This window comes from Pseudomonas rhizophila (assembly GCF_003033885.1).
Classification (GTDB): Bacteria; Pseudomonadota; Gammaproteobacteria; order Pseudomonadales; family Pseudomonadaceae; genus Aquipseudomonas; species Aquipseudomonas rhizophila.
In genome coordinates, this window is the sequence record NZ_CP024081.1 from 4,884,326 (window position 1) to 4,902,229 (window position 17,904).

Annotated in this window: 13 protein-coding genes; 7 read left to right on the top strand and 6 right to left on the bottom strand. The window is 61.2% G+C overall.

Going from position 1 to position 17,904, the window contains the following annotated elements; genetic code table 11:
• Positions 1-9 precede the first annotated feature (9 nt).
• Positions 10-447 carry a hypothetical protein gene (locus CRX69_RS22640; protein WP_076385600.1) on the bottom strand — a complete coding sequence of 146 codons (438 nt, stop codon included), beginning with the start codon at positions 445-447 and terminating at the stop codon, positions 10-12.
• Positions 448-557: 110 nt separating this feature from the next.
• Here CRX69_RS22640 and CRX69_RS22645 point away from each other — a divergent pair, with 110 nt between their 5' ends.
• The gene (locus CRX69_RS22645) at positions 558-998 is read left to right on the top strand and encodes a universal stress protein (RefSeq protein ID WP_047227202.1); all 441 of its coding nucleotides are present in this window, start codon (positions 558-560) and stop codon (positions 996-998) included.
• Between the two features lie 168 nt (positions 999-1,166).
• Here the strand turns inward: CRX69_RS22645 and CRX69_RS22650 are convergent, their stop codons facing one another.
• Complete coding sequence (locus CRX69_RS22650) at positions 1,167-3,086, bottom strand: ATP-binding cassette domain-containing protein (RefSeq protein WP_076385602.1); 1,920 nt, start codon at positions 3,084-3,086, stop codon at positions 1,167-1,169.
• A 214-nt stretch (positions 3,087-3,300) separates the two neighbouring features.
• Here CRX69_RS22650 and CRX69_RS22655 point away from each other — a divergent pair, with 214 nt between their 5' ends.
• A complete protein-coding gene (locus CRX69_RS22655; protein WP_076385604.1) occupies positions 3,301-5,229 on the top strand; it encodes a transglycosylase SLT domain-containing protein in 1,929 nt (642 codons plus the stop codon).
• A 207-nt stretch (positions 5,230-5,436) separates the two neighbouring features.
• Here CRX69_RS22655 and CRX69_RS22660 read toward each other — a convergent pair whose 3' ends face one another.
• The gene (locus CRX69_RS22660) at positions 5,437-7,215 is read right to left on the bottom strand and encodes an ABC transporter transmembrane domain-containing protein (protein WP_160892048.1); all 1,779 of its coding nucleotides are present in this window, start codon (positions 7,213-7,215) and stop codon (positions 5,437-5,439) included.
• 249 nt (positions 7,216-7,464) lie between these two features.
• Here CRX69_RS22660 and CRX69_RS22665 point away from each other — a divergent pair, with 249 nt between their 5' ends.
• Positions 7,465-7,644, top strand: a complete 180-nt coding sequence (locus tag CRX69_RS22665; protein WP_003199629.1) for a PA1571 family protein — start codon at positions 7,465-7,467, stop codon at positions 7,642-7,644.
• Positions 7,645-7,755: 111 nt separating this feature from the next.
• Here the strand turns inward: CRX69_RS22665 and pdxB are convergent, their stop codons facing one another.
• Entirely contained in the window at positions 7,756-8,898 is a 1,143-nt protein-coding gene (gene pdxB / locus CRX69_RS22670; RefSeq protein ID WP_107322909.1) for a 4-phosphoerythronate dehydrogenase PdxB, read from the bottom strand.
• Between the two features lie 243 nt (positions 8,899-9,141).
• Between pdxB and CRX69_RS22675 the strand changes: the two genes are divergently transcribed.
• Positions 9,142-10,584 (top strand): MATE family efflux transporter, encoded by a 1,443-nt coding sequence (locus tag CRX69_RS22675; protein WP_223194611.1) that lies wholly within the window; start codon positions 9,142-9,144, stop codon positions 10,582-10,584.
• On the opposite strand, the gene tusA is transcribed toward CRX69_RS22675, so the two are convergent.
• Positions 10,581-10,832 (bottom strand): sulfurtransferase TusA, encoded by a 252-nt coding sequence (tusA, locus tag CRX69_RS22680; RefSeq protein ID WP_107322910.1) that lies wholly within the window; start codon positions 10,830-10,832, stop codon positions 10,581-10,583. The two genes, CRX69_RS22675 and tusA, sit on opposite strands and share 4 nt — an antisense overlap.
• Before the next feature lie 187 nt (positions 10,833-11,019).
• On the bottom strand, positions 11,020-12,093 hold the full coding sequence (gene rlmM / locus CRX69_RS22685) for a 23S rRNA (cytidine(2498)-2'-O)-methyltransferase RlmM (RefSeq protein ID WP_047227196.1): 1,074 nt from the start codon (positions 12,091-12,093) through the stop codon (positions 11,020-11,022).
• Positions 12,094-12,265: 172 nt separating this feature from the next.
• Here rlmM and acnA point away from each other — a divergent pair, with 172 nt between their 5' ends.
• From acnA to CRX69_RS22700, 3 genes are all read left to right on the top strand, one after another.
• The gene (acnA, locus tag CRX69_RS22690) at positions 12,266-15,007 is read left to right on the top strand and encodes an aconitate hydratase AcnA (protein WP_047227195.1); all 2,742 of its coding nucleotides are present in this window, start codon (positions 12,266-12,268) and stop codon (positions 15,005-15,007) included.
• 125 nt (positions 15,008-15,132) lie between these two features.
• The gene (locus CRX69_RS22695) at positions 15,133-15,921 is read left to right on the top strand and encodes a CPBP family intramembrane glutamic endopeptidase (protein WP_107322911.1); all 789 of its coding nucleotides are present in this window, start codon (positions 15,133-15,135) and stop codon (positions 15,919-15,921) included.
• A 76-nt stretch (positions 15,922-15,997) separates the two neighbouring features.
• Positions 15,998-17,563, top strand: coding sequence for a methyl-accepting chemotaxis protein (locus CRX69_RS22700; protein ID WP_076385612.1), 1,566 nt, complete (start codon positions 15,998-16,000; stop codon positions 17,561-17,563).
• The last annotated feature ends 341 nt before the right edge of the window (positions 17,564-17,904 follow it).

A 17,904-nucleotide genomic window follows, 5' to 3' on the forward strand; every position in this document is an offset into this window, starting at 1 on the left:
TTTTATGCCTCAGGCCAGCGCCTTGAGCACCGCGCAAATATCCTGCAACACAGCGGCTTCGCCCTTCTCGCCCCAATATAAGGCGATCATTTGCCCGTCGGCCTCGATTTTGTAGACGTTGGCTGGCAATTTTTCGAAATGATTGAGCAACGACTCATCCTGGCAGACTTCGCGCCACTGATTGACCCATACGCCCGGCGCTGTTTGCCAGTAGGTCCAGATAGCCGGCTGCTTGCCCCGTCGGGGCCGATGGTACTGGGCGCAGGGGTTTGGCGCCTGCTGCCCGAGCCAGTGGGGCCACTCCTGCGGAGCCAGTTGCATGGCCAGGCCAAGGCGTCGCGCCTCCATGCGCAACGCCATGCGACCGCTCTGAACACGGGACGGGCGCAACCATGCCAGGGGGCTTAATACCACCAACAGGATTGACACCACTATCCAGACCGTCATATTCGTACTCCCCGAATTCTGATGAGCCCATTGACGATTGACCCACGTCGCCGTCGATGCGCTTGAAACCAGCCATACTTACCGTATCGCAATTCTCTGGAGTGCCTTCCATGTACTACGAACACGTCCTGGTCGCCGTCGACCTCACTGAAGAATGTGATCCCGTCGTCAAGCGTGCTCTGGCCCTTTGCGAAGGTCGAGACACCAAACTGTCGCTGGTTCACATCGTCGAACCCATGGCCATGGCCTTCGGTGGTGATGTGCCGATGGACCTTTCCCAGTTGCAACAACAACAATTCGATCAAGCCAAGGAACGCCTTGACCGGCTGATCGTGAAATACCCCGCCCTGAAAAAGGAATACAGCCACCTGACCTACGGCCAGCCGCGTCAGGAGATCCATCACCTGGCCAAGGAACAGGGTTGCGACCTGATCGTCGTGGGCAGCCATGGCCGTCATGGCCTGGCACTGCTGTTGGGCTCTACAGCCAACGACGTGCTGCATGGCGCGCCTTGCGATGTGCTCGCGGTGCATCTGGTCAAGCGCACATAAAACCTAAACCTGTGGGAGCGAGCCTGCTCGCGATAGCGTTGGGTCAGCCAATACCCATATTACTGACCCACCGCTATCGCGAGCAGGCTCGCTCCCACAGGGGAATAGCGTTTCAAATAGAAATCCCGGCGTTCATCTCTGAGCACCGGGATTCTTTACAACAGTGGATCAAGCGTCCAGTTCAGCCCAGCGCTCGACCAGTGCATCCAGCTCGGCCTGCAGCTGCTCCAGATGCGCGATCACCTTGGCGGTTTCAGCCGCAGGGCGCTGGTAGAAGCCAATGTCAGCCATTTCGGCTTGCACCGCTGCGATCTGCTGTTCCTTCGCGTCGATATCACCCGGCAATGCTTCCAGCTCACGCTGCAACTTGTAGCTGAGCTTCTTCTTTGCCGGTGCCGCCGCCGGTGCAGCAGCAACCGGAGCAGGCTCGGCCTTGACCACCGCCGAATTCAGGTCGGCCTTGCCGGACTTGCTCTCAGTCACGCCCAGCAAGCGCGGCGAGCCACCCTGGCGCAGCCAGTCCTGATAACCACCGACGTATTCACGCACCAGGCCTTCGCCTTCGAACACCAGGGTGCTGGTAACCACGTTGTCGAGGAATGCCCGGTCGTGGCTGACCATCAGCACAGTACCGTTGAAGGTCAGCAGCACCTCTTCCAGCAACTCGAGGGTTTCCACGTCCAGGTCGTTGGTCGGTTCGTCGAGCACCAGCAGGTTCGCCGGCTTGCTGAACAGTTTGGCCAGCAGCAGACGGGCACGTTCACCGCCGGACAGCGCCTTGACCGGGGTACGAGCACGTTGAGGGCTGAACAGGAAGTCGCCCAGATAGCTCAACACATGGCGGCTCTGGCCATCGATGTCGATGAAATCGCGGCCTTCGGCAACGTTGTCGATGACGGTTTTTTCAAGGTCCAACTGATGGCGCAACTGGTCGAAGTAGGCGACGTCGATCTTCGTGCCCTCCTCCACCTTGCCATTGGTCGGTACCAGACCGCCGAGCATCAGCTTGAGCAAGGTGGTCTTGCCGGTACCGTTGGCGCCCAGCAGACCAATGCGGTCACCACGCTGCAGCACCATGGAAAAGTCCTTGATCAGGAACGGGCCGCCAGGGTGCGCAAAACTCACGTTCTCAAGAACCATCACCTGCTTGCCGGACTTGTCAGCGGTATCCAGCTGAATATTGGCCTTGCCGGTGCGCTCGCGACGCTCACTGCGCTCCATGCGCAGCGCCTTGAGCGCTCGTACACGGCCTTCGTTGCGGGTGCGACGGGCCTTGATACCCTGGCGAATCCAGACTTCTTCCTGGGCCAGCTTCTTGTCGAACAGCGCGTTTGCGGTTTCTTCCGCCGCCAGCGCTGCTTCCTTGTGCACCAGGAAGCTGGCGTAGTCGCCGTTCCAGTCGATCAGGCCGCCGCGATCCAGTTCGAGGATACGGGTCGCCAGATTTTGCAGGAAAGAACGGTCGTGCGTGATGAACAGCACCGCGCCCTGGAAATCCTTCAGGGCTTCTTCAAGCCAGGCGATGGCGCCGATGTCCAGGTGGTTGGTGGGCTCGTCGAGCAGCAGCAGGTCCGGCTCGGACACCAGGGCCTGGGCCAACAACACCCGGCGACGCCAGCCACCGGACAGCTCGGCCAGGGTCTTGTCGGCCGGCAGTTGCAGACGGCTCAGGGTGCTGTCCACCAACTGCTGCAGGCGCCAGCCATCGCGGGCTTCGAGGTCGTGCTGCACGTGCATCAACTTGTCCAGGTCGGCATCGGTGACGATGTTCTGGCTCAGGTGGTGATACTCGGCCAGCAGCGCGCCGACACCGTCCAGGCCTTCGGCGACCACGTCGAACACCGTCCGCTCGTCGGCCACCGGCAGTTCCTGGGGCAATTCGCCGATTTTCAGGCCTGGCGCGCGCCAGACCGAGCCGTCATCGGGCTTCTGATCGCCCTTGACCAGCTTCATCATGCTGGACTTGCCAGTGCCGTTGCGGCCGATGATGCACACCCGCTCACCACGGGCGATCTGCCAGGACACCTTGTCCAACAACGGCATAGCGCCGAAAGCAAGGGACACATCGCTGAATTTGAGCAGGGTCATGAGCTTCTCCAAAAACCGGGCGCGCATTCTACCTGAGATGAGGCCTCAGAAGTCCGCCAATTTCGCCCTCGAAGCACTCTGCATAACAAATGTTGCGAACTTGCGCGGATGACCCCGCAAAGCTTTCGCCCATTGCTGGCAAAAGGCTAAGCTACAGACAGTTACCCTGGGTCAAACCTTGGGCTTGTCATGTTTTTTTCTGCCCGGACGTATCATGCGCAGTCGCCTTTTCAGTGTTTTATCTTGCTTGTTTGTATGTGCCACTGCCGTTCAAACCGCCCAGGCGGTGGATATCTCCACCCAGCGTCAGTATTACGATGAAGCCAAGCGTGCCTTGGCCAAAGGTGATTCCGGCCCCTATTTTCGCTACAGCCAGGCCCTGCGTGACTATCCGCTGGAACCCTACCTGGCCTACGACGAATTGACCGCTCGCCTCAAGAGCGCCAGTAATGCCGAAATCGAGAAATTTCTCGCCGAACATGGCGACCTGCCCCAGGCCAACTGGATGAAGCTGCGCTGGTTGCGCTGGCTGGCCGACCGTGGCGATTGGGCGACCTTCGTCAAGTACTACGACCCCAAGCTCAACTTCACCGAACTGGACTGCCTCAACGCCCAGTATCAGCTCAGTCATGGCCTCAAGGCCGAAGGCTACGCCAACACCGAAAAGCTTTGGCTCACCGGCAAATCCCAACCGGCCGCGTGTGATGCGCTGTTCGGCCTGTGGGCGACCCAGGGTCAACTGACTGAACAGAAGCGCTGGGAGCGCGCCAAACTGGCCGCCCAGGCCCGCAATTATCCACTGGCTAAAAGCCTGATCAGCGGCCTGAGCACCCTCGCCCCTCGCGGCCAACTGCTGATAGACGTGGCGCAAAAACCGGAACTGCTCAATCAGCCATCGCGTTTCCGTCCGGCCGATGAGCCGATGGCCGATATCGTCAGCCTCGGCTTGCGGCGCCTGGCCCGTCAGGATCCAGAGAAAGCCATGGCGCTGTTGGACGGCTACGCCAGCACCATGCATTTTTCCAAGCCTGAGAAAGTCGCCATCGCCCGGGAAATTGGCCTGACCCTGGCCAAGCGTTTCGACAGTCGCGCCTTGGGCGTGATGACAAAATATGACCCGGAACTGCGCGACGATACCGTCTCGGAATGGCGCTTGCGCCTGCTGTTGCGCCTGGCCCGCTGGGACGACGCCTATGAGTTGACCCGCCGCCTGCCCGAGACGCTGGCCAGCACCAGTCGCTGGCGTTACTGGCAGGCCCGCAGCCTGGAGCTGGCGCAGCCTCAGAATCCCGAGGCGCTGACGCTTTACAAGCATCTGGCCCGTGAGCGGGACTTCTACGGTTTCCTGGCCGCCGATCGTTCTCAATCGCCCTATTCGCTCAACAACAAGCCGCTGGTGATGAGCCAGGCGCTGATCAATAAAGTGCGCAACACACCGGGTATTCGTCGGGCCCTGGAGTTTCATGCCCGGGGTCAGATCGTCGACGGTCGCCGCGAGTGGTATCACGTCACTCGCCACTTCAACCGGGACGAGATGGTCGCCCAGGCGAAACTGGCCTACGACCTGAAATGGTACTTCCCGGCGATCCGCACCATCAGCCAGGCCAAGTATTGGGATGACCTGGATATTCGCTTCCCAATGGCCTACCGCGACACTCTGGTGCGTGAAGCCAAGGTTCGCGGCCTGCATTCAAGCTGGGTGTTCGCCATCACTCGACAGGAAAGTGCCTTCATGGAAGATGCGCGCTCCGGTGTTGGCGCCAGCGGCCTGATGCAGTTGATGCCGGCCACCGCCAAGGAGACCGCGCGCAAGTTCAACATCCCGCTGGCCTCGCCCAAGCAAGTGCTGAACCCGGACAAGAACATCCAGCTGGGCGCGGCGTACCTGAGCCAGGTTCACAGCCAGTTCAACGGCAACCGCGTCCTGGCCTCCGCCGCCTACAACGCCGGCCCTGGTCGGGTGCGCCAGTGGCTGCGCGGTGCCGACCACCTGAGCTTCGATGTCTGGGTCGAAAGCATCCCCTTCGACGAAACCCGGCAATACGTGCAGAACGTGTTGTCGTACTCGGTGATCTACGGCCAGAAACTCAACTCGCCGCAACCGCTGGTGGACTGGCATGAGCGCTATTTTGATGATCAGTGAGTGGGCAGCAGCAAGCCATAGGCTTCAAGCGGCAAGTTGTTCCTGAAAAAATGCCCGCATCTTTCGATGCGGGCATTTTTTTGCTCGGTTGCAGACCCTGTGGGAGCGAGCCTGCTCGCGATAGCGGTGTGACAGTCGACCTCATGGTTGCCTATCTGCCCCTATCCCGAGCAGGCTCGCTCCCACATTGGTTTCGGCTCAGCAGGCTCACGGAACAGAATCACCCTGCTGATTGAACTGCAACGCCGCCAATCGCGCATACAACGCGTTACTGGCCACCAGTTCCTGATGGGTGCCCACGGCGACTACTTTGCCCTGATCCATCACCGCGATCCGGTCGGCATTTTTCACCGTGGCCAGGCGGTGGGCGATGACCAGGGTGGTGCGATTTTTCATCAGGCTGGGCAGCGCTTGCTGGATCAAGTGTTCGCTTTGCGCATCGAGGGCGCTGGTGGCTTCGTCCAATAGCAGGATCGGTGCGTCCACCAACAGCGCTCGGGCGATGGCCAGACGCTGGCGTTGACCGCCGGATAACCCCAGACCGCCGTCACCCAGGTGGGTCTGGTAACCCTCCGGCATTTTTTCGATGAAATCGTGGGCATGGGCAATCTGCGCGGCTTCGCGCACCTGCTCGGACGTCGCCTCGGGATTGCCGTAGCGGATGTTCTCTTCAACCGTGCCGAAAAACAGCGCCGGGTTCTGCGAAACCAGGGCGAAATGGCGACGCAGGTCCAGTGGATCGAGCTGGGTCAGCGGCACATCATCGATGAGAATCCGCCCTTGCGCCGGGTCGTAGAAGCGCAGGAGCAAGTCATACACCGTGGATTTCCCGGCACCGGACGGCCCGACCAGGGCCAGGGTCTCGCCAGCCTGGACGCTCAGGTCCAGGCCGTCGACCGCATAGCTGTCCGGCCGGGACGGATAAGAGAAGCGCACGCCTTCGAGACGCAAATCACCCCGTACCCGCTCAGGCAGAGTCACCAGGCCAGAAACCGGCGGCTGGATGATGTTTTCCGAGCGCAGCAATTCGGCAATGCGCTCAGCCGCACCAGCCGCCCGCTGCAACTCGCCGATGACTTCGCTCAGGGTGCCGAAAGCGCTGCCGACGATCAGGCTGTAGAACACAAACGCCGCCAGCTCACCCCCGGAAATCCGTCCGGCGATCACATCCATGCCCCCGACCCAGAGCATCACCCCCACCGCCCCCAGCACCAGCACGATCACCAGTGTGATCAGCCAGGCCCGCTGGGCGATGCGCTTGCGGGCGGTGTCGAAGGCCTGCTCCACGGTCACGGCAAAGCGCCGCTCATCCTGGACCTGATGGTTGTAGGCCTGCACGGTTTTGATCTGGCCGAGGGTCTCGGAGACGTAGCTGCCGACATCGGCAATGCGGTCCTGGCTCTGGCGCGACAGGCTGCGCACCCGCCGCCCGAATATCAGGATCGGCGCCAAGACCAACGGCAGCGCGATCACCACGATACTGGTGAGTTTGGGGTTGGTGATGAACAACAACACAATGCCGCCGACCACCATCAAGGCGTTGCGCAAGAATAGCGACAACGACGAGCCGATCACTGACTGCAACAAGGTCGTATCGGCGGTCAGGCGCGACTGGATTTCCGAGCTGCGGTTGTTTTCGTAAAAGCCCGGGTGCAGATACACCAGATGGTTGAAGACCTGCCGGCGAATATCGGCTACCACTCGCTCGCCAATCCAGGACACCAGGTAGAAACGGGAAAAAGTGCCGATCGCCAATCCCACTACAAGCACCATGAACAGGCCAATGGACTGGTTGAGCAGGTGCGGGGAGCGCGTCATGAAGCCCTGGTCCACCAGCAACCGGATGCCTTGCCCCATGGACAAGGTGATTGCGGCGGTGACGATAAGGGCCAATAAGGCGCCAGCAACCTGCTTGCGATAAGGGGCAATGAAGCCACTGGCCAGGCGTATGGCACGGCGTTGTTGGGAAGAGAGCATCAGAAGCATCCGATAATGCAGCAGGAAATGGACCGCCCGGCGACACCGAAGCGCAGCGGAACTTGGTTGAATCAGAATGAGTCAGGTTAAATATGACCGTAGCGACTAGAGGCTAGATGTTATCGGTCTAAAGTCTGGCTGGAAACGCGACCGTGTTTCTGATTGAGTGGAGCTGTCGCCATGAACCTACAAGGAGTGTCATGGCTCGGTCACCTGGCGACACTAAAATAGGCACACAACCTGATGAGGAGACAGGCCATGTCCTTGCAACACAGCAGCGACGACAAGATTCAAGTGATCCGCACGCAACCGGACCAGTCTCTGGGCTGCTCGTTCATCGACGCCCAAGGGCGCGAAGTACCGATCACCGAAGACATGATCCAGAAAGCCTGCAGCGAGCTGGAAAAACGACTGGTCAAGCCTGCCGAACAAAAGTGATACAGCCCGTCTTCATTGAACCCGACCATGATGTCGGGTTTTTTATGCCCGCAGCCTTTGCGGGCTCCTGTGACCTGGAGCAAGCTCCCTCGCCACAAAAGCGATCCACGATTAAAGGCTGGTGGCGCCCAGAGCGCTCACGATCTGTTGCAACGCCGGCGACTGCCCCTCGATGCGAACCTTCAGGCTGTCGATCTCCCGACGCGGCGGATAATGCTTGCGCAGGGCATCGAAAGCGCTGCGTTGTTCGCTGACCGTTCCCACCAGGCTGCGACGAAAATCCGCGTCGTCACGACGTGGGTCATACACGCCACGGCACAACATCGCCAGCGCCCAGGCCGGATCAGTGTCAGCGTCCAGCGTGATGCCGCCCAGCCATGGCCGGGGCAGCAGATCGCTCAACCGGACCGCAACCGGTTGCTCGAGGAATGCGCACAAGGATTCGTAGATCTGCGCCGTACCACGCTGGCGACCATCGAGGCTGTAGCCGGCAATGTGCGGGGTGGCGATCACGCACAGGTCAGCCAGATCCGCATCCACGCTCGGCTCATGCTCCCAGACATCCAGCACCGCTTGCAGGTCTTCGCGCTCCAGCAGCACCTCGCGCAGCGCTGTGTTGTCGATCACCGGTCCACGGGCTGCGTTGATCAGCCAGGTACCGGGCTGGAGCCGGCGCAGGCGCTGCTCATCGAACAGGTGCCAGGTCGGTTGCGCGCCGTCGCGAGTCAACGGTGTGTGCAGGCTGATCACATCGCACTGTTCGATGATCTGTTCCAGACTCACGTAGTCGCCGCCTTCGGTAGCCTGACGGGGTGGGTCGCAGACTTTCACCGTCCAACCCAGGCCCTTGAGCACCTCAACCAACCGCCCGCCCACCTGCCCGGCACCGACCACGCCAAAGGTGCGTTGCTTGAGGTCCGCGCCTTCGATTTCAGCCAGGGTCATCAGGCTGCCCAGCACGTAGTCCACCACGCCACGGGCGTTGCAACCCGGTGCGCTGGCCCAACGAATACCGGCCTCGGCGAAATAATCCAGATCCAGGTGATCGGTGCCGATGGTGCAGGTGCCGACGAACTTCACCTTGCTGCCTTCCAGCAGCGTGCGGTTGACCTGGGTGACGGAGCGCACCAGCAACACATCGGCCTGCTCGACCATTGACCGGTCAATCCCCCGGCCCGGAACCCGGCGGATCTCGCCAAACCCTTGGAAAAACGCATCGAGCAGGGGAATATTTTCGTCGGCGACGATCAGCATGGCAGAGCTCCTTTGGCGGGATGGGCAGTGTAGGCGTTCCGTTAGGCCTGTGCATTACCCGAAGCAAATGATGTTGTGGCGAGGGGATTTATCCCCGCTGGGTGCGCAGCCCCCCAACGACTTTGCGACTGCTGCGCAGTCGAGCGGGGATAAATCCCCTCGCCACAAGGTATTCGCAAGCCAGCTAAACGATTACAAATCCACAACACAGGTTTTTTCCTGACCACTGTGTCAAGGCGTAGAATGCGCCGCCTCGCGCTTATTTTTTCGGACGTTTCGCCTGTGAATCCTGTGATCGACCACGCCACCACCCTCTCCCGCCCGGCCCGGGTTCGCCTGGAGCTCAAGACGCTGCTGGCCCTGGCATTGCCGATCATGGTGGCGCAGCTGGCGACCACTGCCATGGGCTTTGTCGACGCGGTGATGGCCGGCCGGGTCGGACCACGGGACCTGGCGGCGGTTGCACTGGGCAATTCGATCTGGGTGCCGGTGTTCCTGTTGATGACCGGCACACTGTTGGCCACCACGCCGAAAGTCGCCCAGCGCTTCGGCGCCGGCACGTTCGACGAGATTGGTCCGCTGGTGCGCCAGGCGTTGTGGCTGGCGCTGGTGGTGGGGTTGATTGCCACGCTGGCGCTGCTCGGCGCCGAACCGATCCTGCACATCATGAACGTGGACCCCGAACTGATCGGTCCTTGCATGGAGTACCTGCAAGGCATCGCCACCGGCCTGCCGGCGGTGGCGCTGTATCACGTGCTTCGCTGCTTCAGCGACGGCCTGGGCCGAACGCGACCGGCGATGGTCCTGGGTTTGTGCGGGCTGGCGCTGAACATCCCGCTCAATTACATCTTCATTTACGGGCATCTGGGCCTGCCCGCCATGGGCGGCGTCGGTTGCGGCTGGGCCACGGCCCTGGTGATGTGGTTCATGGCCCTGGGCATGGCCGGTTGGGCGCGCTGGGCGCCGGCCTACCAGTCGAGCCGGTTATTCAACCGCTTCGACTGGCCACAATGGACCGTCATCAAGCGCCTGCTGGGTATCGGCCTGCCGATTGGCATCGCGGTATTTGCCGAATCGAGCATTTTTGCGGTGATTGCCCTGCTGATCGGCAGCCTCGGCGCCACCGTGGTGGCCGGGCACCAGATTGCCCTGAACTTCAGCTCCCTGGTGTTCATGATTCCCTATTCGTTGGGCATGGCTGTGACGGTGCGGGTCGGCCAGGCCCTGGGCCGGCGCCAGCCGCGCGAAGCGCGCTTCGCCGCCGGAGTCGGCATGGGTACGGCGCTGGCTTATGCCTGCCTGTCGGCGAGCCTGATGTTCTGGCTGCGCGGGCCCATCGCGGCGATCTATACCGGCGATCCGGTGGTGATCGAAGTGGCGTCGATGTTGATCGTCTATGCGGCGTTGTTTCAGTTTTCCGACGCGATCCAGGTCACGGCGGCGGGCGCGTTGCGCGGCTACCAGGACACCCGGGTGACGATGATCCTGACGCTGTTCGCCTACTGGGGCATTGGCCTGCCCGTGGGTTACATCCTGGGCCTGACCGACTGGCTCGGCACCGCCAGCGGTCCGAGCGGGTTGTGGCAGGGCCTGATCGTGGGCTTGAGCTGCGCGGCGCTGATGCTGTCGATCCGCCTGGCACGCAGCGCACGCAAGCAGATCCGCATCAGCCGTTCGGCGGACTAAGCGAGCTTTTTGCGGATCCAGTAGCGGTAGGTGCCATCGACCTCGTCCTGAGCCACCAGTTCGTGGTCGAGGAACACACAGAACTTGGGAATGTCGCGACGGGTCGAGGGGTCGGTGGCAATCACCTTCAACAGCCCGCCGGGCATCAGGTCGCGGATGTGCTGGTGCAGCATCATCACCGGCTCCGGGCAATTGAGGCCGGTGGCATCCAGCGTGCCGTCGACCGGCGTATCGTTCATTTCAATCATGTTCTACTCCTGAAACTGGCGGGCATTGTCGCGCAATGTCGGTGCAAGGTCACCTCTGGCTTAACACCGCCCCCTGTGGGAGCGAGCCTGCTCGCGATAGCGTCGGGCCACCCAACATCGATGTCCACTGATGCACCGATATCGCGAGCAGGCTCGCTCCCACAGGGATTTCATTGCCTTTCAAGCGCTAGCGGGACTTGGGCTTTTTGGTGTCCAGCCGCCGCAGATGGCACGTCACTTCCTCACGGTCGTGGTACAGCTGCTTGCAGCCGATCTCGACCTTGATGCCCCGGGCCTTGAAGCCGTCGGCGATACGTTCGAGCAGGCGTTTCACTTCGGCGTAACGCTGCTTCATCGGCAGCTTGAGGTTGACCACCGCCTCGCGGCAGTGCCCTTCGCCGATCCACTCTTCCAGCATCGCCGCATTACGCGCCGGCTTCTCGACGATGTCGCAGACCATCCAGTCCACCGGCTGCTTGGGCTTGAACGTAAAGCCGTCCGCCATCAGGTGCTGCACCAGGCCAGTGTCCATCAGGCTTTCGGCCATCGGCCCGTTGTCGATGGCCGTCACCAGCATGCCGCGGTTGACCAGTTGCCAGGTCCAGCCGCCCGGCGCGGCGCCGAGATCCACACCGGTCATGTCGCTGTGCAGGCGCTCGTCCCACTGATCCCGAGGAATAAAGTGGTGCCAGGCCTCTTCAAGCTTGAGGGTGGACCGGCTCGGCGCCTCCCGAGGAAACTTCAGGCGTGGAATGCCCATCGGCCACATGGCCGAATTATCGGCCTGCGCCAGGCCCAGGAAGACTTCGCGACCGCTCTTGAAGGTCAACAGCAGGCGCGGCTTGTACGGGTCATCCACCAGTTTGCCGGCGCCGGTCAGCGCCTTGCGCAGCGGCCCTTCGAATTTCTTGCAGAAGTTCGACAGCTCTTTACCGTCATTGGTGTCCACCACCTCCAGCCACAAGCTGCCGCAGGTCGGGAAGGCGCTCATGTGGGCCAGGATGACACTGATGCGGTCGGTTTCCGGCAGATCGATGAAGCTGCCGCGCGCCCACTGGCGCGGAAAAATCAGCTCGGCGAAACGCTGGCCGCGCATCAGTCGCTCGGCACCGTCGTCTTCGGTACAGACAAATTCGGCGCAGGCGCTGGCCGGCTTGGCCTTGGCGTAGCCGGCCACGTTCAGCCGTGCGGCGTGTTCGGCGATCTCGGAACAGACCTCGCCTTCGAAACCTGGTCGGCAGTGCATGAAAAGCGTGTTCATTGAAACTCCGTAGCAAAGCCTGTCACGAAAACCGGCGCATGATAGCGGAGTTCGGAACCCCAAACCCGCTCGTAGAGTCCAGTGATTAGTCATACGCTCAAAACAGGGCTAGGTTAAAGGCTCTGTCCGTCCCGTCAGTCCGTAGCCGTGCGGACTCAAAGGAGTCATTTCAATGCCGTCCCTCGATAGCCTGAAAACCCTTAAAACGCTGCAAGTCGACGCCAGGATTTACCACTATTTCAGCCTGCCCGACGCCGCCCGAAGCCTGGGAGACCTGGACCGGTTGCCCATGTCCCTCAAAGTGCTGCTGGAGAACCTGCTGCGCTGGGAAGATGAAAAAACGGTCACCGGCACCGATCTCAAGGCCCTCGCCGGCTGGCTGAAGGAGCGTCGTTCCGACCGGGAAATTCAATACCGTCCTGCTCGGGTACTGATGCAAGACTTCACCGGCGTTCCGGCCGTGGTCGATCTGGCCGCCATGCGCGCCGCCATGGAAAAGGCCGGTGGCGATCCGCAGCGGATCAACCCGCTGTCACCCGTGGACCTGGTGATCGACCACTCGGTGATGGTGGACAATTTCGCCAGCAGCCAGGCGTTCGAACAGAACGTCGACATCGAAATGCAGCGCAACGGAGAGCGCTACGCCTTCCTGCGTTGGGGCCAGAGCGCCTTCGACAACTTTAGCGTGGTGCCGCCGGGCACCGGCATTTGCCACCAGGTCAACCTCGAATACCTGGGCCGCACCGTGTGGACCAAAGAGGAAGACGGACGGACCTATGCGTTCCCGGACACCCTGGTGGGCACCGATTCCCACACCACCATGATCAACGGCCTCGGTGTACTGGGCTGGGGCGTCGGCGGGATTGAGGCCGAAGCGGCCATGCTCGGCCAGCCGGTGTCGATGCTGATTCCAGAAGTCATCGGTTTCAAACTCATCGGCAAGCTGCGCGAAGGCATCACCGCCACCGACCTGGTGCTGACGGTCACCCAAATGCTGCGCAAGAAAGGTGTGGTGGGCAAATTCGTCGAGTTCTATGGCGACGGCCTTGCCGACCTGCCGCTGGCCGACCGCGCCACCATCGCCAACATGGCCCCGGAATACGGCGCCACCTGCGGTTTCTTCCCGGTGGACGACGTGACCCTGGACTACCTGCGCCTGTCCGGACGTCCGACCGAAACCGTGAAGCTGGTGGAAGCCTACTGCAAGGCTCAGGGCCTGTGGCGGCTGCCCGGCCAGGAACCGGTATTCACCGACACGCTGGAACTGGACATGGGGAGTGTCGAGGCCAGTCTCGCCGGGCCCAAGCGTCCTCAAGACCGGGTCTCACTGCCGAATGTCGGCCAGGCTTTCAGCGACTTCCTGGGCCTGAACGTCAAACCCACCAGCAAGGAAGAAGGCCGCCTGGAAAGCGAAGGCGGCGGTGGGGTCGCGGTAGGCAACGCCGATCAGGTGGGGGAAAGCGAATACGAGTTCGAGGGCCGGACCCATCGCCTGAAAAACGGCGCAGTGGTGATTGCGGCCATTACCTCTTGCACCAACACCTCCAACCCCAGCGTGATGATGGCCGCCGGGCTGCTGGCGAAAAAAGCCGTGGAGAAAGGCCTGACCCGTAAGCCGTGGGTCAAGAGTTCCCTGGCACCAGGTTCGAAGGTGGTCACCGATTACTACAAGGCCGCCGGGCTGACCGAGTACCTGGACAAACTGGGTTTCGATCTGGTGGGTTACGGTTGCACGACCTGTATCGGCAACTCGGGGCCGTTGCCCGAGCCGATCGAAAAAGCCATCCAGAGCGCCGACCTGACGGTGGCCTCGGTGCTGTCGGGTAATCGTAACTTCGAAGGCCGCGTGCACCCGTTGGTAAAAACCAACTGGCTGGCGTCACCGCCCCTGGTGGTCGCCTATGCCCTGGCCGGCACGGTGCGCATCGACATCAGCAGTGAACCGCTGGGCAACGACCGCGACGGCAACCCGGTGTACCTGCGCGATATCTGGCCCAGCAGCCAGGAAGTCGCTAACGCGGTGGCTCAGGTCAACACCAGCATGTTCCACAAGGAATACGCCGCCGTGTTTGCCGGTGATGAGCAATGGCAGGCTATCGAGGTGCCGCAAGCCGCGACTTACGTCTGGCAATCGGACTCAACCTACATCCAGCACCCGCCGTTCTTCGAGAACATCAGTGGGCCGCCACCGGCCATCAACAATGTCGAAGGTGCACGAATCCTGGCTTTGCTCGGCGACTCGGTGACCACCGACCACATCTCTCCGGCCGGCAATATCAAGACCGACAGCCCGGCCGGCCGTTATCTGCGCGAACAGGGCGTGGAGCCCCGGGACTTCAATTCCTACGGTTCAAGACGCGGCAACCATCAGGTCATGATGCGCGGCACCTTCGCCAATATCCGGATCCGCAACGAAATGCTCGGCGGCGAAGAAGGCGGCAATACGATCTACATCCCCAGTGGCGAGAAAATGCCGATCTACGACGCCGCCATGTCGTATCAGGCCATGGGCACGCCTCTGGTGGTGATCGCCGGACAGGAATATGGCACCGGCTCGAGTCGGGACTGGGCCGCCAAGGGCACCAATCTGTTGGGGGTCAAGGCGGTGATCGCCGAGAGCTTCGAGCGCATCCATCGCTCCAACCTGGTGGGCATGGGCGTGCTGCCGTTGCAGTTCAAGCTCGATCAGAATCGCAAGAGCCTGAACCTAACCGGCAAGGAAACCCTGGACATCCTGGGCCTGAGCGACGTCGAACTGACACCACGCATGAACCTGCCACTGATCATCACCCGCGAGGACGGCCGCCAGGAGCGGATTGAAGTGTTGTGCCGGATCGACACCTTGAATGAAGTGGAATATTTCAAGGCTGGGGGGATTTTGCACTACGTCCTACGGCAATTGATTTCAGAATAAAAAGAAGCGTCTTACGAAAACACCGCCTGTTAATAGGCGGTGTTTTCGTATGGGTCTGCCTATAATCCCGCCGGTCCTGCCATCACCATCGCCACAAACGGTTCTTCAGTCTCAAAGGATGTGATATGCCTGCCCTGCCCTGGCCATACCTGGCCTTCCTTTCCATCGGCTATGCCTTGGCCCTGGCCTTCGGCCATCTGGCCTGGACTGCTGCGATCTCGGTCGCGCTGCTGCTGTTCGCCGGGTATGCGGTGCGCCAGCAGCAGACACCGGTCGGGCAGTTTCTCGGCCACGCCCTGTTTGTGGTGATGGCCCTGGCGTTGGCCTTGCACTGGATGCCGGGTTTTTTCAATGGCCGGGCAATCGCGCCGCAACGTTTTACCGACGATGCCGTGCCGTTTGCCATGTACCTGAACCAGGACAAGCCACTGATCGGCTTCTGGTTACTGCTGGCGTGTCCCTGGATCGTCGGCAGGCGCTCGTTTCGCCTGTCGCTACAGGCCACGGCCCTGGGGCTGACCCTGAGCGCCGTGCTGGCGCTGGGCGGGGCGATGCTGCTGGGAATGATCCATTGGGCACCGAAGTGGCCGGAGTCGGCCTGGATATGGGTACTCAATAATCTTTTATTGGTGACGTTGGTGGAGGAAGCGCTGTTTCGTGGCTACATTCAGGGTGGCCTGAGCCGACGCTTCAAACATCTGAACTATGGCGACAATCTGGCATTAATCCTGGCCTCACTGCTGTTCGGCCTGGTGCATGCCGGGGCGGGATGGCAATGGGTGTTGCTGTCGGGCATGGCGGGGGTCGGTTATGGCCTGGCTTATCGCTTTGGTGGGCTGGGCGCGGCGATTGCCGCCCACTTTGGCCTCAATCTGCTTCATTTCGCCCTATTTACCTACCCGATGCTGGCGTGATACCGACCGGAAAAATAACTTCAATAAAAACCTGACGGCGCCGACAACCTTTCAAAGCCTTGCGGATCTACACACCATGCGTAACAACCAGCCCGTCACACAACGCGAAAGGACCTTCCCGGCCCAACAACGTCTGATTTCCACTACCGATGCCAAAGGTGTGATCACCTATTGCAACGACGCGTTCGTTGAAATCAGCGGGTTTTCCAAGGAGGAACTGATCCGCTCGCCCCACAACCTGGTACGCCATCCCGATGTGCCGTCGGCCGTGTTCGCCCATATGTGGAACACGCTCAAACAAGGCTTGCCATGGATGGGTATCGTCAAGAATCGCTGCAAGAGCGGTGACCATTACTGGGTCAACGCCTATGTCACCCCCGTGTTCGAAGGTAACCAGGTGATCGGCTACGAGTCGGTGCGGGTCAAGCCCAGCGCCGAGCAGATCAGCCGGGCCGAAGCGCTCTATCAACGCATCAATCAGGGCAAGCCGGCGATCCCGCGCAGCGACAAATGGTTGCCGATCCTGCAGGACTGGCTGCCGTTTATCCTGGTCAGCCAATTGAGCTTCGTGGTTGGCGCATTTCTCAATTCCTCCTGGGGCTTTGCCCTGGCTGCCGTGCTCTCGGTGCCCCTGGGCCTGATGGGCCTGCAATGGCAACAGCGCGGGATCAAGCGCCTGCTGCGTCTGGCCGAGCAAACCACCTCCGATCCGTTGATCGCCCGGATGTACACCGACAGTCGAGGCGTCCAGGCGCGCCTGGAGATGTCGATCCTCAGCCAGGAAGCTCGCCTGAAAACCTGCCTGACCCGGTTGCAGGACACTGCCGAACACCTCAACGAGCAGGCGCGGCAGTCGAATTCGCTGGCCCATAACAGCTCCAGTGGGCTGGAACGCCAGCGAGTGGAGACCGAACAGGTGGCCACCGCCGTCAACGAGATGGCCGCGACGACCCAGGAAGTCGCCAGCCACGTGCAACGCACCGCCGACGCCACCCAGGAAGCCAATCGCCTGACCAGTCGTGGACGCGACATCGCCGGGGAAACCCGTGAAGCCATCGAGCGTTTGTCGGTGGTGGTGGGCGAGACCGGGCAGACCGTGACCCAGCTGGCCAAGGACAGCGACGAGATTGGTGGCGTGGTGGACGTGATCAAAGGCATTGCCGACCAGACCAACCTGCTGGCCCTCAACGCCGCCATCGAAGCGGCCCGCGCCGGAGAGATGGGTCGCGGCTTTGCCGTGGTGGCGGACGAAGTGCGCCAACTGGCGCAACGTACCAGTGAATCCACCGGGCAGATCCACGCCCTGATCGCCAAGCTCCAGCAAACCGCCACCAATGCCGTGCAGACCATGGATGCCGGCCACCGCCAGGCTGAAGAAGGCGTGGCTCGGGTCATGGAGGCGGACGCAGCGCTGGTGGGGATCAGTGAAGCGGTGGCCAACATCACCGACATGACCACCCAGATCGCTGCCGCTACCGAAGAGCAGAGTTCGGTGGCCGAAGAGATCAGCCGCAACATCAGCAACATCTCGGAACTGGCCGACCAGACCTCGGGCCAGGCCCACAGCTCGGCGCTACTGAGCGAAGAACTGACCCGCACCGCCAATACGCAGTATTCACTGGTGGAGCGGTTCAACCGCTGATAGAAGCCTGCCTCATGAAAAACCCGGACAGCGCAAGCTTCCGGGTTTTTTGTTGCCTGACAGACCGCTATCGCGAGCAGGCTCGCTCCCACAGGGGGTCAAGGTTGCTCATTCAAAGGCATTCCAATTGTGGGAGCAGCCTTACTCCCTCAGAGGGTCAAGGTTGCTCATTCAAAGGCATTCCAATTGTGGGAGCAGGCTTACTCCCTCAGAGGGTCAAGGTTGCTCATTCAAAGGCATTCCAATTGTGGGAGCAGGCTTACTCCCTCAGAGGGTCAAGGTTGCTCATTCAAAGGCATTCCAATTGTGGGAGCAGGCTTACTCCCTCAGAGGGCAGAGGG